We start from the raw sequence: 14,291 nt of genomic DNA, 5'->3' as shown, positions 1-14,291 counted from the left end.
CTAAAAAGGAGGCAAAACTCGGTACGTTATAATTCACTGGTTTTCCCTCTGGTACGCGACTTGACCAAGCAATCCCTCCCCACAGGCCCTGTAGTAAAGAAACGTTCGCTCAAACGCGCTGCGCTTGCATTTGGCATCCTGGTGACATTTTTCTTTGTCGCATTCATGGTGTGGAATAGCTGGAATGCGCGTGTCACAGTACTACGGCAGGCAGAGACATCCACCACCAACATGACACGTGCATTGGCACAGAATGCCAATGACATCATAGGTAGCGTCGATAATGTGATCGTCGGTCTGGTCGAAATTCTGGAAACAGACAAACTGGATGCGCCTCATCTCGAACGCATACATCAATTCATGCAGCAGCGCGTATCGGAAATCCCTTTGTTACACGGCCTCTTCGTCTATGACGAAACAGGACGATGGGTGGTCAATTCGCAGAAAACGCTGATGAAGCATCTGAATAATGCTGATCGCGAATACTTCATCTATCACCGCAACTCCAGCGATCGTGGCCCGCACATCGGTCCTCCTGTACGCAGTCGTTCAACGGGCGAATGGATAGTTACCATTTCACGCAGATTGAATCACCCTGATGGCAGCTTTGCCGGCGTCATGCTGGCAACTGTCGAAATGGCTTATTTCAGGTCTTTTTATGAAAGCTTTGATATAGGCAATTCAGGTGCGATCGTCCTGTTAAACGACACCGGTACCTTGATCGTACGCAATCCATTCGATGAAAAATTCATAGGTAAAAATTTCTCGCAAGGTCCACTTTTTCAAGAGTACCTATCCCACGGACCTTCAGGAAGCGCGATGCTGCTAGCCAAGGTCGACAATGTTGAGCGCTTGTACAGCTATCGTCATCTCGACACCTATCCCCTTATCATTTCAGCCGCCTTATCGAAGAACGAAATTCTTGCCAACTGGCGCCATCAGACCATGCGACTGGCAGCAGGTAGCAGCTTGGTCATTGCTTTGCTCTGGTTTCTGGGACTGCGTCTGGCGCGTCAGATCGCCATAGAAGAACAAACCCAGACTGAACTGGGCAAGGCAAAAGAAGATCTGGAAAGAAAAAATGAAGAGCTCGCGGCATTGGCACTACAAGATGGCTTGACTGGCCTGGCTAATCGCCGCCGATTTGACGTGGCGCTAGAGACAGAATATGCGCGCGCCATGAGAAACGCAGAACCGCTTGCGCTGATCATTCTTGATGTCGATCGCTTCAAACAATACAACGACACTTATGGCCATCTGCAAGGTGATGAATGCTTGAAAAAAATCGCGCAGGCACTGATGGCCATACCTGCACGTCCCGGCGATCTGGTTGCGCGCTACGGCGGCGAAGAATTTGCGGTACTACTCCCTTCCACCAGCACCCACGGTGCAGTCTCGGTTGCAGAACGAATACGCTGCGCAGTCCTTGATCTGGGGCTCACACATACGTCAAATGCAGGTGGCCTGGTCAGCATCAGTGCCGGTGCTGCTGCCATCACGCCACTACGCAACAGCGCGCCGCAGGATCTGATACGTATCGCAGACAAGGCGTTGTATGTAGCCAAGGCAGAAGGCCGCAATCGTGTGTCATTGAGCGAGACTATCTAAGCTATTGAGCGCTTAAATCACTTTTATCGTTGCTTTAAAAACTTGGCTTTGCATCCTGACGGCATGTCATGTGGAAGCAAGTTGTTTTTGCCTTATATGCAGCTCAGACTCCCAACCACTCTTGCCTGATTGCCGCATCTGCCTGCAAGGTTTGCGGTGCTCCTTCAAACACGATTTTTCCGTGTCCCATTACATAGACGCGTTGCGATATTTCCAAGGCAATCGCGAGCTTCTGTTCTATCAACAAAACCGATACACCACGCCTCATCAATTCTTTCAAGAAGTCAGCAACCAAGGCCACCATTTGCGGTGCCAAGCCTTCAGTCGGTTCGTCTATCATGATCAAATCGGGATCACCCATCAGAGTGCGACACAAGGCCAGCATTTGCTGCTCACCACCGGATAACACACCAGCCTGCACATGCTGACGCTCCTTCAAACGTGGAAATAGTTGGTACATATCATCTGTCGTCCAGCGCGATTGCATTCCGCTCTTCTCACCAAGTAAAAGATTTTGCGCCACCGTTAGCGTCGGGAAGATATCGCGGCTTTCCGCCACATAACCCAAACCCTTGTGTGCAATCTGGAAGGTTTTCAGACCAAGGATTTCTTCACCTTTGAAGCGTATTGAGCCGGTCGCCGCTACCAAACCCATCGCAGCTTTTACTGTGGTCGAGCGCCCTACGCCATTGCGCCCCAACAGACTGACGATCTCACCTTGATTGATCACAAGATCAACACCATGCAGCACATGACTCTTGTCGTAAAAGGCATGCATATTTTTGATTTCCAGCAGTGCGCTCATAGTGCACCTGACGCTGTGATCGTGTTGCCCAGATAAGCTTCTTGTACCAATGCGTTATTGCGAATATTGCTCGGCGTGTCGCAGGCAATGATTTCGCCATAGACCAGCACGGCGATCTGATCGGCCAGACCGAACACCACATCCATATCGTGCTCGACCATCAACAAGGTTTTACCGACTGTTACCTTGCGTATCAATTCGACCGCCGCATCGGATTCAGAACGACTCATGCCTGCAGTTGGTTCATCCAGCAGAATCACATTCGCTCCACCAGCGATCGTGATGCCGATTTCCAGCGCGCGCTGTTCTGCATACGTCAGCAAATCTGCTTCTATATGGCGACGCGCCTGCAAGCCGATTTCTTCCAGCACTTGCTCCGTGCGTTCATTCGCATCTTTCAAACCATTCAAGCGTTGCCAAAATGAATAGCGATAACCGAGCGACCACAGTACTGCGCAGCGCAGGTTTTCATACACACTTAAACGATGAAAAATGTTTGTGATCTGAAAGCTGCGTGACAAACCGCGTCGATTGATTTCATAAGGTTTGCGTCCAACAACACTCAAGCCGTTCAACAGAATATCGCCGCTACTGAGCGGGAAACGACCAGAGATCAAATTGAACAAGGTCGATTTACCCGCGCCATTCGGTCCTATCAAGGCGAAGCGCTGACCTTGCTGTAATTGCAAATTGACGCCACGTATGATTTCCGCCCTGCCGAAGCTCTTGTGTACATCTTTCAGTTCAAGTGCAAAGCTGTTCATGTCTGCACCTGCTGCATAGTTTCAATTTCAAGATGGGCAGCACTCCACGCACTTCGCAATTTTCCGCGTACACGCCACCATCCGGAAAAACCAATAACGATCAATGCAGCAGCCCACAGCCAGCCGTGCATTCCTTCCGCATCGATCCTCAAGCCAAACAAACTCACCACACTACCGTGTGCTGCATCCATGGTCAGGTGATACAGCATTTCGACCATCAGCACGAAACCGCATGCAATCAATAAGCAGGCCAACGATGCGATCACAAGCTGCGGCAGTAGGCGTTTGAATTGTCCATATTTCTGCAAACGCACCATTTGCATAATCACACCCGCAATTCCGCCCGGTGCAAACATCACGATCAAGACGAAAAAAACACCCAAATAAAGCTGCCATGCACTTGTGTAATTGGACAACACCACAGTCAGAAACACCCCGACAATCGCCCCCAGAATAGGACCGAAGAAAAAACCAATACCGCCGATGAAGGTGAATAGAAGAATGAGGCCGGAACGTAAAGCACTCACATTCTCGGCACTGACGATTTCAAAATTGATCACCGTCAAACCGCCAGAGATACCGGCAAAGAATGCTGACAGCATCAAGGTCATATAACGCACCCATTGCGGATCGTAGCCAACAAATTCAGCACGTTCCGGATTGTCGCGCACCGCATTCATCATGCGGCCCAGCGGCGTCTGCGTGTATGCAAACATCGCCACCGTACTGATAAACAGCCAGAATGCGATCAGGTAATAGACTTCTATCTGCGGTCCATAAGTAATGCCGAAGAAAGGCTGGCCTATGACGCGATTCGTGAAAATCCCACCTTCGCCACCGAAGAAGCCAGGAAACATCAGCGAGCAAGCGAAGACCAGTTCCACGATACCCAGTGTAATCATGGCAAAAGTCGTACCTGATTTCTTCGTCGTGACATAACCGAACAATGCGCCAAAGAAAAGTCCGGCAATCCCGCCGACCAAAGGAATCAGCGTAATCGGAATAGACAAGCTGCCTGCCGTCGCCAGATTGATCGCATGGATAGCGCAGAATGCGCCCAGTCCTGAATACACTGCATGACCAAAGGACAACATGCCGCCCTGCCCCAGCAACATGTTGTACGACAAGGCGAAAATAATGAAAGTACCCATCTGGCACAACACCGATAGTGATGCACCTTTGCTGAAGATCAGCGGCGCAATCAACAAGATGAGCGCGAAACCACCCCAGACTATCCAACGACTGATATTGAAAGATGTACGCACGTTCAAGATTCCCGCGTACCCAGCAAACCCTTAGGCCTGAAGATCAAAATGAGCACCAGTAAGAGATACGGCAAGATAGGCGCAATCTGCGAAATCGTCAGCTTCATCACGCTATAGCCGAACGTCGTTTCATTCACGCTCACACCAAGTGGCGTCAATACATTCAACAGCGAATAATCCAGCGCAACGGCAAAGGTTTGCAATATGCCTATCAATAGCGAAGCCAGCAATGCGCCGCCCAGCGAACCCATGCCGCCCACGACGACGACAACGAAAATGATGCTGCCAACTGCATGCGCCATATTCGGTTCGGTCACGAAGGCATTCCCACCTATTACGCCAGCCAAACCCGCCAACGCACAACCGCCGGCAAACACCCACATGAATACACGCGGCACGTTATGGCCGAGCGCTTCGACCATCTGCGGATGCGTCAATGCCGCCTGTATCACCAAGCCTATGCGAGTACGCGTCAAGGTAATGTAGATCGCCAGCAGCATCAGAATGGCAATCAGCATCATGAAGGCACGATAAATTGGAAAAGTGGTGGTGTACAGCGTGAAGAGCGAACCTTGCAGTTCCGCCGGGATCTCGTAAGGCACGGCGACGCGGCCCCAGATCAGTTGCACTACTTCGACGATCACATACGACAAACCGAAAGTGAAAAGCAGTTCGGGAATCTGTCCGTATTTATGGATGGCACGCAAACCGTAACGCTCGACCAGCGCACCGAGCAAACCAACCGCCAGCGGTGCCAGCACCAACGCCGGCCAGAAACCAGTAACCGTACTGATGCTATAGGCGAAGTACGCACCTATCATGTAGAAGCTGGCATGCGCGAAATTCAATACGCCCATCATGCTGAAAATAAGCGTCAGCCCGGATGAGAGCATGAACAACAGCAATCCGTAGCTCAAACCGTTCAGCAATGAGATCAGCGTAAATTCCACAACTCTGCTCTCTCCTGTTCGATCGCTAATAGACACGATCGATTTGTCATTGATACTCTGGAAGGAAGATGCCCTGCGATGCAGGCATCACGTCAATTAGCGTGGGCGCTTCATCTGACACGATGTCGGCTGTGCCGCGACATAGGCGTCGATCTTTTGATCGGTGCGCCAGCCATAACCAGTATTTTCCTGATCGAACTTCACATCGGTGTTGTTCTGCTTCACCCAGGTAGCAATATACAAGGGTTGCTGCGCCTGATGATCGGATTTGCGCATCTCCACATCACCATTCAAGCTTTTTACTTTCATGCCTTCCATCGCCAGTGCCACTTTCAATGGATCGGTCGAACCTGCCTGCTGGAATGCCTTGCCCAGCATTGCCATCACTGTATAAGAGGCCATCGCGTAATAATCATCGTTATATCTCTTCTTGAAATTCTCGATGATGTCCTTGCCGGCATAGCTCTCGTTATTCAAATTCCAGTAAGCCACGTACTTCACGCGATCCAGTCCGGCCGCACCCATGGCAGTCGGCACACCGGTCGTTGCAGCATAGAAGGTATAGAAATTAGCTTTCAGATCTGCATCCCGCGCGGCCTTCACCAGCAAAGCCAGATCGGCACCCCAGTTTGCGGTAATGATCGTATCTGCGCCTGAAGCCTTCATCTTCGCCACATAAGGCGAGAAATCCTTTACCTGCCCGATGGGATGCAGGTCGTCGCCGACTATCTTCACATCCGGTCGCTTGCGCGCCATATAAGCGCGAGTCGAACGCGAAACTTCCTGACCCAGCGCATAGTTCTGGCCGATGACGTAAATCTTCTTGATCTTCGAATCTTTGGCGATGAAGGTAGTCAGCGATTCCATCTTCATTTCCGAGTTCGCATCGAAGCGGAAATGCCAAAAGCTGCATTTACTGTTTGTCAGCGCTGGATCGCCAGCTGAATGATTCAGGAACAGTACTTCCTTGCCCGGATTGCGCTCATTGTGTTTATTCACCGCATCGATCAGCGCCAATGCGACACCGGAGCCATTACCTTGCGTAATGTAGCGATAACCTTGATCGATGGCAGACTTCAACTGAATCAGCGATTCCTGCGGGCTACCCTTGTTATCGAAGCCAACCACCTCAACTGTATTACTTCCGCCCCATTGTTTTTCATTCGATAGCTCTGCCAGCATCTGGAAGCTACGCAAAAGATTTTGACCGACAGGCGCAAATGGCCCGGAGAGTGGATCAATGAAAGCAATCCGAACATTTTCCGCCAACGCGTGGGAAGCAGAAAATGAGAAGGCAGCAGTCAGGAGAAGAGAAGAAATGCGAATAGTCATTGATTAAATGTCTTTTGTACAAGTGATGGTTTTATACCATAAACATGGGATATTTGATTTGCCCAAGGGCAAGGTCGCGGCAATTTGCTCCCGAACACATCTCATTCTCTCTTCTCTGTCAAAATACGCGTTTTACGTCAGTAGCGATACACGCAATAGACAAGCACATACGCATACAATGCCGATCGACAATACGCGCGATTGATCATGCAGATGCCCAAGGAATGTAGATGAATGCCCCGAAACCGCCGTACCCCGCCGATCACATGAGCAGCATGGATAATTTACCGATAGGTAATTCATTTGCGGCTTTGCCTCCGGCGCATTACACCGCATTGATGCCTACGCCTTTACCTAATCCGTATCTGGTATGCGCCAGCGCATCGACTGCAGCATTGATAGGGCTGGATTTTTCCGAAGTCGAAACTCCATCTTTTATTGAGACCTTCACCGGCAATCGGATTCTAGATAATTCCAAACCATTGTCGGCCGTCTATTCCGGTCATCAGTTCGGTGTCTGGGCTGGTCAACTGGGTGATGGTCGCGCCATTTTGCTCGGCGATGTTCCTGCTCCCCATGTTTATCCGTCCGGCAGGCTGGAATTGCAGTTGAAAGGCGCGGGACTTACGCCCTACTCACGCATGGGTGATGGCCGCGCAGTATTACGCTCGTCGATACGTGAATTCCTCTGTTCGGAAGCGATGGCAGCACTTGGCATCCCGACCACGCGTGCGCTCTGCGTCACCGGATCGGATCAAATCGTCATGCGCGAACAGCGTGAAACCGTAGCAGTCGCCACCCGTGTGGCACAAAGCTTCGTGCGTTTCGGCTCCTTCGAACATTGGTTCTACAACGAGAAACACGATGAGTTGAAGACGTTAGCTGACTACGTCATCGACAATTTCTACCCAGAATTCCGTAGCAGCGACAATCCATACAAAGCCTTACTGACTGAGGTAACGCTACGCACTGCGCAGATGATCGCGCACTGGCAAGCCGTCGGCTTTATGCATGGTGTGATGAATACCGACAATATGTCTATACTCGGCCTGACACTGGATTACGGTCCGTTCGGCTTCATGGAAGCATTCAATGCAACCCACATCTGCAATCACACTGATCAACAAGGTCGTTACTCGTATGCACGTCAGCCGCAGATCGGCGAATGGAATTGCTATGCATTAGGCCAAGCCCTATTGCCACTGATAGGCGACGTGGATGAAACGCAAGCCGCACTCAGAATCTACAAGCCTGCTTTTGCTGAAAAGTTTGAAGAACTCATGCGTGCAAAACTCGGTCTGAAAACAAAGCAGTCCGATGACAGAAAGCTGTTCGACGGATTATTTGGCATCTTGCAAGACAGTCATGTCGATTTCACGACTTTCTTCCGCCAACTAGGCAATGTACAAATCGCAGACAGCGAAACACAAGAAGCTTTACGCGATCTATTTATCGATCGTGCCGCCTACGATGCCTGGGCGCTACAATACGTCGCACGCTTGAAGCAGGAAAACAGCATAGACAGCGAGCGCAAGCTTGCAATGGATGCGGTCAACCCAAAATACATCCTGCGCAACTACCTCGCACAAGTCGCGATCGAAAAAGCGCAGAATAAAGACTTTTCCGAAGTAGAAAAATTACTGCAAGTGTTGGAAAAACCGTTTGACGAACAGCCGGAAAACGAGAAATATGCCGCCTTACCGCCCGACTGGGCCAACGATCTGGAAGTGAGTTGTTCATCATGATAGACAAAGTAATCAAAACCGACGCCGAATGGCGCGCCATGCTGGATGACGAAGAATATGACGTCACACGTCATGCTGCGACCGAAGCACCTTTTACCGGACGCTATTGGGATCATCACGAATTCGGCATTTACACCTGCGTCTGCTGCAATACGCCGCTATTCGCATCCGATACCAAATTCGATTCCGGCTGCGGCTGGCCCAGCTATTTCAAGGCGCTGAACCCTGCCAACGTCAAAGAAAAGATAGACCGTGCCTATGGCATGATCCGCACAGAAGTCATCTGCAATGTATGCGATGCGCATCTGGGCCACGTCTTCAATGACGGCCCGCCACCAACCGGCCTGCGTTACTGCATCAATTCTGCATCGTTACGCTTCGATCCAGCTCCCGATTTGAAATAAGGCTATGTTGAAATGAAATTCCTGTTCGATCTATTCCCCGTCATTCTCTTCTTCGGCGTCTTTAAATGGGGCGAAGGCAATACCGAAGCAGCGCAGGCCTTCGGCCAGCAATATCTGTCAGGCGTGGTTTCCGATGGCCTAGTGACGGCAACGCAAGCACCTATTCTGCTGGCAACGGCCATCGCCATCATTGCAACCGTCTTCCAGATCGGCTACCTGATGGCAAGAGGCAGAAAAATCGACAAAACCTTGTGGCTCTCACTCGCCATCATCGTCGTCTTCGGCAGCGCCACGATTTACTTCCATAACGAAACTTTCATCAAATGGAAGCCAACCGTCTTGTACTGGTGTTTCGCCGCAGCACTGCTGTTTAGCCAGATTTTCCTCAAAAAAAACCTGATTCGCTCCATGATGGAGAAGCAAATGTCCTTGCCTGAGGGCATCTGGCATCGCGTTAATTTGTCCTGGGTTGCTTTTTTTATCACGATGGGCTTGATTAATCTGTATGTCGCCTTCAACTTCTCTACCGCGACTTGGGTAAATTTCAAGTTGTTCGGTGGCATGGGATTGATGATTGCTTTCATCGTTGTACAAAGCCTGCTCTTGTCTAAACACGTGAAAGAACCGCAATGAGTACAAGGATGGACACCATTCGAGCCAGGTTGACGGAAACTTTTACGCCACTGGAATGTCAACTGGAGGACGAATCCGCATTGCATGCTGGTCATGCAGGCGCGGCCTCTGGTGGTGGGCATTTCCGGCTGCGTATTATTTCCACGCAATTTGAAAAGCAGAGCCGTATAAATCGCCATCGGCTGGTGTATGATTGTCTCGATGACATGATGCACAAAGAAATACATGCATTAGCCATTACTGCTTTAGCGCCATCCGAAGTCTGACGCGCGCCAAAAATTAATAGCTGTCACTCTCTAATAAAATAACTTCCATTAGGAAAATATATGACCTTAAAACCTGCTCATTTGCTGGCCGCTTTAATCGTATCAGCAGCATTGCCTGCGATGGCACAAAACCTGGCAGTCGTGAATGGCAAACCTATCCCGTCATCCCGTGCAGATGTCATGATCAAGCAAATGACCTCACAAGGTCAGCAAGATTCGCCTGAACTGCGCGCGATGGTCAAGGATGAACTGATCAACCGTGAAATCCTGGTGCAAGAAGCCGACAAATTGGGTTTGAACGCACAAGCCGATGTCAAAAACCAGATCGAAATCGCACGTCAATCGATCCTGATTCGCTCACTGGTTACCGACTATCTGAAAAAGAATCCAGTCAAGGATGCCGACATCAAGGCTGAATATGACCGTTTCAAAGCACAAGCTGGCGACAAGGAATATCACGCTCGTCACATCTTGGTTGAAAAAGAAGACGAAGCAAAAGCGATCATCGCCAAGCTGAAAGCCGGCGCCAAATTTGAAGATTTGGCCAAGCAATCGTCAAAAGATCCTGGTTCCGCAGCAAATGGCGGCGATCTGGATTGGGCTTCCCCAGCCTCTTTCGTGAAACCGTTTTCGGACGCGATGGTTGGACTGCAAAAAGGTCAATTGCTGGAAACACCAGTTAAAACCCAATTCGGTTACCACGTAATCAAACTCGACGATGTACGCACAGCAAAAGTGCCAACATTGGAAGAAGTAAAACCGCAAATCGCTGAATCGCTGCAACAGAAAAAACTGCAGGCGTTCCAACAGCAATTGCGTGCCAAAGCGAAGATTCAATAATCTTCTACTGGTATGAAAAAAGGCGCTCTTCGGAGCGCCTTTTTTATTGGGTTAGATAGTTTTATTGAATTTCAGTAGGTAAGCCGATATCAAGTCTTGAACGAGTGTGACACTTACTCTTTCGAAAAGATTTCTTTGGCAATGAAGATTGCACTCATCGCCGTCGGCCAGCCGGAATAGAAAGCAAGATGCGTTATCACCTCTTTCAGTTCCTGTAATTGGACACCATTCTCAAGCGCTTTTTTCAGATGAAAGCGTAACGGATCGGGGCGATCCATAGCGATTAGCGCTGCGACTGTAATGAGACTACGGTCGCGTTGCGATAACTCTGGGCGAGCCCAGACATCGCCGAACAGTACATCGTCCGTCAGTTCGGCCAATTTGGGAGAGAAATCGCCAAAACCTTTTTGTGCAGCTGTTAATTCTTTAGTCATGTCATGAATCCTATGGTGAAAATTACGAGCGCCTTTCAGCTCCGTAAAGAAGCCCTTTCTTTTAGTCACTTACACGCTTAAATAGTGTGATTGACGGTCCGAATACGAGGAGCGGTCCAAGTTCTTTCATCACCTTGGCGACGTGTGGATTGGCAGCGTGAGCAGCAACTGCTTCTTCATCTACCCATCCGTCGATGATGTAAAAAGTATTAAGGTCATCCATTTTTTGGTGGAGATCGTAATAGAGGCAACCGGCCTCACGTCGGGCTGGTTCGACGAATTGCAGAACGAGTTCCCGAACCCGTTCCCGATCCGCAGTCTCACAACGCAATTCACAAACGATGTGGCGCTCCTGTGCTTTAATATTTTCCATTCTTGCCACCATCAATTTTTGCCAGCATATACACGGGTCATGCCACCATCGACCACCAGGTCGATGCCGCAGATATAACTGCTCGCATCTGACGCAAGGAACACCAAGGCATCAGCAATATCTTCGGCCGTTCCAACCCGCCCTGCCGGAATCTCTGTCGATACGCGGCTGACGTAGTCTGCGACCTCGGCATCGGTCATTTTTTGCTCATGGCTATATCCTTCAGTAGGTACCACGCCAGGGCTGATCGTGTTGACCCGAATCTTCCGGTGCTTGAGATCGGTGGTCCAGCTACGCGCGAGTGAACGCACCGCGGCCTTGGTCGCTGCATAAACAGCAAAGCCCGGCAAGCCCATATCAGCTGTAATGGACGCATTGAGAATAATGGATGCGCCGTCGCGCAGAATGCCAAGGATGCTCTGCACTGTTAAAACGACTCCCTTGATGTTGATACTGAGTTCGCTGTCAATCTGCTCTTCAGTCAATTGTGCGAGTGGTGTTGCATGACCACCACCAGCATTCGCGAACAGAATGTCCAGTTGACCATGCGCGTTCTTGATCGTTTCTGCCACGCGCAGCATGTCACTCTTGCTTGTGACATCGGCCTGAATTCCCACAGCACTTGCGCCAAGTTTACTTACTGCGGCATCAAGCACCTCTTGCCGCCGACCTGTGACATAGACAATGGCACCGTGTTCAATAAGACGTTTCGCGGCACCGAAACCAAGGCCGCTTGTCCCACCGGTGACGAGCGCGACACGCCCCCTGAGTGTTTGATTACTCATCATTTTTTCCTTTAAAAAATTTTGTACAGGTAGCGATGTGCGAGAAGAACATCATCGCTGCCCATGGCCTTGGACTTAGCGGTTGATCGTCTTCATCATCTGCGCGTTATATCGCTCACCCTGCACCGGAACCTTGGCCAAAACGTCACCGATTTCACGCAGGTCTGCATTGGTAAGTTCGACAGTGGCACCACCGACGTTCTCTGCCAAACGATGCAGTTTTGTCGTGCCGGGAATAGGTGCGATCCAGGGTTTCTGAGCAAGAAGCCATGCCAATGCGACTTGAGCCGGAGTGGCTTGTTTGCGCTTCGCCACCTCTCCAATCAAGGAAACCAGATTGTGATTGGCTTCACGTGCCTCGTCTGCGAAACGGGGCAAGTTATTGCGGACGTCACCGCTGGCAAACGTCGTATTGGCGTCTATCTTGCCGGTGAGAAAACCTTTTCCAAGCGGACTGAATGGAATGAAGCCAATGCCTAATTTCTCAAGAGTCGGCAGGATTTCGATTTCCGGCTCACGCGTAAACATCGAGTATTCGCTCTGCAAGGCGGAGAGCGGCTGCACGGCGTGTGCCTGATTGATAGCCTGCACACCGGCTTCACACATGCCGAAGTACTTGACCTTGCCTTCCTTGATGAGATCTCGAACTGCACCTGCAACGTCTTCCATAGGAACATTCGGATCGACACGGTGCTGATAGAACAGATCGATGCAATCGGTCTTCAATCGCTTGAGGGATTGTTCCGCGACCAGGCGAATACGCTCCGGTCTGCTGTCGAGTCCAGTGGCCGCATTGCCATCCTTGAAACCGAATTTAGTTGCAATCACTACTTGATCGCGGAAAGGCGCCACCGCCTCACCGACCATTTCTTCATTTATCTGACCATAAGCTTCTGCCGTGTCAAATAGCGTGACACCACGCTCGAATGCAGCTCTGATGAGCGCAATCGCGTCTGCTTTGTCTGTTGCAGGGCCGTAGCCGAAGGTTAGACCCATACAGCCCAGTCCGATTGCCGACACTTCCAAGCCGTTATTTCCCAATTTACGTTTTTGCATAGCGTTCTCCAAGATTTGTGCCGACTAAACATTGTCCGGCCGCCGACGATGGCCACGGACCAAACTATAGGTCGCCACAGTTCCCTTGAGAAGGCATATACTTTGCAAACCGATATGCAAAATTTCAATAAATGGACCGTGTAAATCTTAACAACGTTGCGGCTTTTGTCGTAGTAGCGCGGGAGCGTAGTTTTACGCGAGCTGCTGCTCAGCTTGGACTCTCGCAATCGACGCTTAGCCATACCATTCGCGTGCTTGAGGAAAGACTCGGCATTCGATTGCTTACACGTACGACACGCGGCGTATCTCCCACCGAGGCGGGCGAGCGCCTCCTCGCAAGTGTCGGTCCTTATTGTGAAGGGATTGAAACTGAATTGGCTTCGCTGAGTGAGCAACGAGACAAGCCAGCGGGCACTATTAGAATCAATTCGCACGACCATGCGGTTCGAACAATCCTATGGCCGAAACTATCGAAACTATTGCCTGCATATCCAGAGATAAAAATTGAACTCACAATCAGCTACGGGCTGATCGATATTGTCGCCGAGCGCTTCGATGCTGGTGTGAGGGTAGGCGATCAAGTCGCCAAAGACATGATCGCAGTCCGCATCAGTCCCGACTTCAGGATGATCGTTGTAGGTTCACCATCGTATTTTGCGACACACAAAATACCAGCAACGCCGCAAGACCTCACTGATCATAATTGCGCGAACCTACGCCTACCTACGCACGGCGGTCTCTATGCCTGGGAATTTGCGAAAGACGGGCAGGAACTGCATGTGCACGTACAAGGGCAATTGATTTTTAATACCTCGCCCGAAATGCTAACAGCCGCCCTGGAGGGGTTCTGTCTGGCCTATGCGCCGGAAGATACCGTGCAACAACATATTGCCGAGGGCCGCTTGATACCGGTACTTGAAGAGTGGTGCACGACCTACCCGGGCTACCATCTGTATTACCCAAGCCGTCGAAATTCTTCTCCTGCTTTTTCATTAGTACTGAATGCTCTTCGCAATCCTTGATTTCCACCT

General features: G+C 50.4%; 16 protein-coding genes. 7 read left to right on the top strand and 9 right to left on the bottom strand.

What is annotated here, in order from left to right; translation table 11 throughout:
- Positions 1–60: 60 nt before the first annotated feature.
- Entirely contained in the window at positions 61–1,608 is a 1,548-nt protein-coding gene (locus AC07N2_RS13275) for a sensor domain-containing diguanylate cyclase (RefSeq protein ID WP_494778659.1), read from the top strand.
- A 103-nt stretch (positions 1,609–1,711) separates the two neighbouring features.
- Here AC07N2_RS13275 and AC07N2_RS13270 read toward each other — a convergent pair whose 3' ends face one another.
- The 5 genes from AC07N2_RS13270 to AC07N2_RS13250 form a co-directional block, all read right to left on the bottom strand.
- On the bottom strand, positions 1,712–2,413 hold the full coding sequence (locus AC07N2_RS13270) for an ABC transporter ATP-binding protein (protein ID WP_494778658.1): 702 nt from the start codon (positions 2,411–2,413) through the stop codon (positions 1,712–1,714).
- A complete protein-coding gene (locus AC07N2_RS13265) occupies positions 2,410–3,177 on the bottom strand; it encodes an ABC transporter ATP-binding protein (protein ID WP_494778657.1) in 768 nt (255 codons plus the stop codon). The genes AC07N2_RS13270 and AC07N2_RS13265 overlap by 4 nt, the downstream gene beginning before the upstream one ends.
- Positions 3,174–4,442, bottom strand: coding sequence for a branched-chain amino acid ABC transporter permease (locus AC07N2_RS13260; protein WP_494778656.1), 1,269 nt, complete (start codon positions 4,440–4,442; stop codon positions 3,174–3,176). The genes AC07N2_RS13265 and AC07N2_RS13260 overlap by 4 nt, the downstream gene beginning before the upstream one ends.
- Positions 4,443–4,444: 2 nt before the next feature.
- Positions 4,445–5,392, bottom strand: a complete 948-nt coding sequence (locus tag AC07N2_RS13255) for a branched-chain amino acid ABC transporter permease (protein WP_494778655.1) — start codon at positions 5,390–5,392, stop codon at positions 4,445–4,447.
- Between the two features lie 96 nt (positions 5,393–5,488).
- Positions 5,489–6,724 (bottom strand): branched-chain amino acid ABC transporter substrate-binding protein, encoded by a 1,236-nt coding sequence (locus tag AC07N2_RS13250; protein ID WP_494778654.1) that lies wholly within the window; start codon positions 6,722–6,724, stop codon positions 5,489–5,491.
- Between the two features lie 230 nt (positions 6,725–6,954).
- Here AC07N2_RS13250 and AC07N2_RS13245 point away from each other — a divergent pair, with 230 nt between their 5' ends.
- The 5 genes from AC07N2_RS13245 to AC07N2_RS13225 are packed head-to-tail and all read left to right on the top strand — an operon-like array spanning position 6,955 to position 10,612.
- Positions 6,955–8,469, top strand: a complete 1,515-nt coding sequence (locus tag AC07N2_RS13245; RefSeq protein ID WP_494778653.1) for a protein adenylyltransferase SelO — start codon at positions 6,955–6,957, stop codon at positions 8,467–8,469.
- Positions 8,466–8,873 (top strand): peptide-methionine (R)-S-oxide reductase MsrB, encoded by a 408-nt coding sequence (msrB, locus tag AC07N2_RS13240; RefSeq protein WP_076591485.1) that lies wholly within the window; start codon positions 8,466–8,468, stop codon positions 8,871–8,873. Before AC07N2_RS13245 ends, msrB begins: the two co-directional genes overlap by 4 nt.
- Before the next feature lie 12 nt (positions 8,874–8,885).
- Positions 8,886–9,506 carry a septation protein A gene (locus AC07N2_RS13235; protein ID WP_076591486.1) on the top strand — a complete coding sequence of 207 codons (621 nt, stop codon included), beginning with the start codon at positions 8,886–8,888 and terminating at the stop codon, positions 9,504–9,506.
- Positions 9,503–9,772 (top strand): BolA family protein, encoded by a 270-nt coding sequence (locus AC07N2_RS13230; protein ID WP_494778652.1) that lies wholly within the window; start codon positions 9,503–9,505, stop codon positions 9,770–9,772. The genes AC07N2_RS13235 and AC07N2_RS13230 overlap by 4 nt, the downstream gene beginning before the upstream one ends.
- Positions 9,773–9,832: 60 nt before the next feature.
- Positions 9,833–10,612, top strand: a complete 780-nt coding sequence (locus AC07N2_RS13225; RefSeq protein WP_494778651.1) for a peptidylprolyl isomerase — start codon at positions 9,833–9,835, stop codon at positions 10,610–10,612.
- Positions 10,613–10,725: 113 nt separating this feature from the next.
- Here AC07N2_RS13225 and AC07N2_RS13220 read toward each other — a convergent pair whose 3' ends face one another.
- The 4 genes from AC07N2_RS13220 to AC07N2_RS13205 all read right to left on the bottom strand — a co-directional run bounded on the left by AC07N2_RS13220 (position 10,726) and on the right by AC07N2_RS13205 (position 13,260).
- Positions 10,726–11,046, bottom strand: coding sequence for a carboxymuconolactone decarboxylase family protein (locus AC07N2_RS13220; protein WP_494778650.1), 321 nt, complete (start codon positions 11,044–11,046; stop codon positions 10,726–10,728).
- Between the two features lie 61 nt (positions 11,047–11,107).
- Positions 11,108–11,419, bottom strand: coding sequence for a putative quinol monooxygenase (locus AC07N2_RS13215; protein ID WP_494778649.1), 312 nt, complete (start codon positions 11,417–11,419; stop codon positions 11,108–11,110).
- An 11-nt stretch (positions 11,420–11,430) separates the two neighbouring features.
- Positions 11,431–12,207: an SDR family NAD(P)-dependent oxidoreductase gene (locus AC07N2_RS13210; RefSeq protein WP_494778648.1), complete on the bottom strand. Its 777-nt coding sequence runs from the start codon at positions 12,205–12,207 to the stop codon at positions 11,431–11,433.
- A gap of 72 nt (positions 12,208–12,279) precedes the next feature.
- Positions 12,280–13,260, bottom strand: a complete 981-nt coding sequence (locus AC07N2_RS13205; RefSeq protein WP_494778647.1) for an aldo/keto reductase — start codon at positions 13,258–13,260, stop codon at positions 12,280–12,282.
- A gap of 131 nt (positions 13,261–13,391) precedes the next feature.
- On the opposite strand from AC07N2_RS13205, the gene AC07N2_RS13200 reads away from it, so the two are divergent.
- Positions 13,392–14,282 (top strand): LysR family transcriptional regulator, encoded by an 891-nt coding sequence (locus AC07N2_RS13200; protein WP_494778646.1) that lies wholly within the window; start codon positions 13,392–13,394, stop codon positions 14,280–14,282.
- Positions 14,283–14,291: the final 9 nt, after the last annotated feature.

The organism is Herminiimonas sp. GW821-FHT09C12 (assembly GCF_059416385.1).
Note: the sequence above shows the minus strand (reverse complement) of the source record. Positions and strands in the feature narration are given on the sequence as shown.

Excerpts from the sequence above, each read along its gene's own strand:
- AC07N2_RS13215 (WP_494778649.1), bottom strand. The coding sequence starts at position 11,419 with ATGGAAAATATTAAAGCACAGGAGCGCCACATCGTTTGTGAATTGCGT.
- AC07N2_RS13245 (WP_494778653.1), top strand. The coding sequence starts at position 6,955 with ATGAATGCCCCGAAACCGCCGTACCCCGCCGATCACATGAGCAGCATG.
- AC07N2_RS13220 (WP_494778650.1), bottom strand. The coding sequence starts at position 11,046 with ATGACTAAAGAATTAACAGCTGCACAAAAAGGTTTTGGCGATTTCTCT.
- AC07N2_RS13230 (WP_494778652.1), top strand. The coding sequence starts at position 9,503 with ATGAGTACAAGGATGGACACCATTCGAGCCAGGTTGACGGAAACTTTT.
- AC07N2_RS13265 (WP_494778657.1), bottom strand. The coding sequence starts at position 3,177 with ATGAACAGCTTTGCACTTGAACTGAAAGATGTACACAAGAGCTTCGGC.
- msrB (WP_076591485.1), top strand. The coding sequence starts at position 8,466 with ATGATAGACAAAGTAATCAAAACCGACGCCGAATGGCGCGCCATGCTG.
- AC07N2_RS13210 (WP_494778648.1), bottom strand. The coding sequence starts at position 12,207 with ATGATGAGTAATCAAACACTCAGGGGGCGTGTCGCGCTCGTCACCGGT.
- AC07N2_RS13270 (WP_494778658.1), bottom strand. The coding sequence starts at position 2,413 with ATGAGCGCACTGCTGGAAATCAAAAATATGCATGCCTTTTACGACAAG.
- AC07N2_RS13250 (WP_494778654.1), bottom strand. The coding sequence starts at position 6,724 with ATGACTATTCGCATTTCTTCTCTTCTCCTGACTGCTGCCTTCTCATTT.
- AC07N2_RS13235 (WP_076591486.1), top strand. The coding sequence starts at position 8,886 with ATGAAATTCCTGTTCGATCTATTCCCCGTCATTCTCTTCTTCGGCGTC.
- AC07N2_RS13205 (WP_494778647.1), bottom strand. The coding sequence starts at position 13,260 with ATGCAAAAACGTAAATTGGGAAATAACGGCTTGGAAGTGTCGGCAATC.
- AC07N2_RS13225 (WP_494778651.1), top strand. The coding sequence starts at position 9,833 with ATGACCTTAAAACCTGCTCATTTGCTGGCCGCTTTAATCGTATCAGCA.
- AC07N2_RS13200 (WP_494778646.1), top strand. The coding sequence starts at position 13,392 with ATGGACCGTGTAAATCTTAACAACGTTGCGGCTTTTGTCGTAGTAGCG.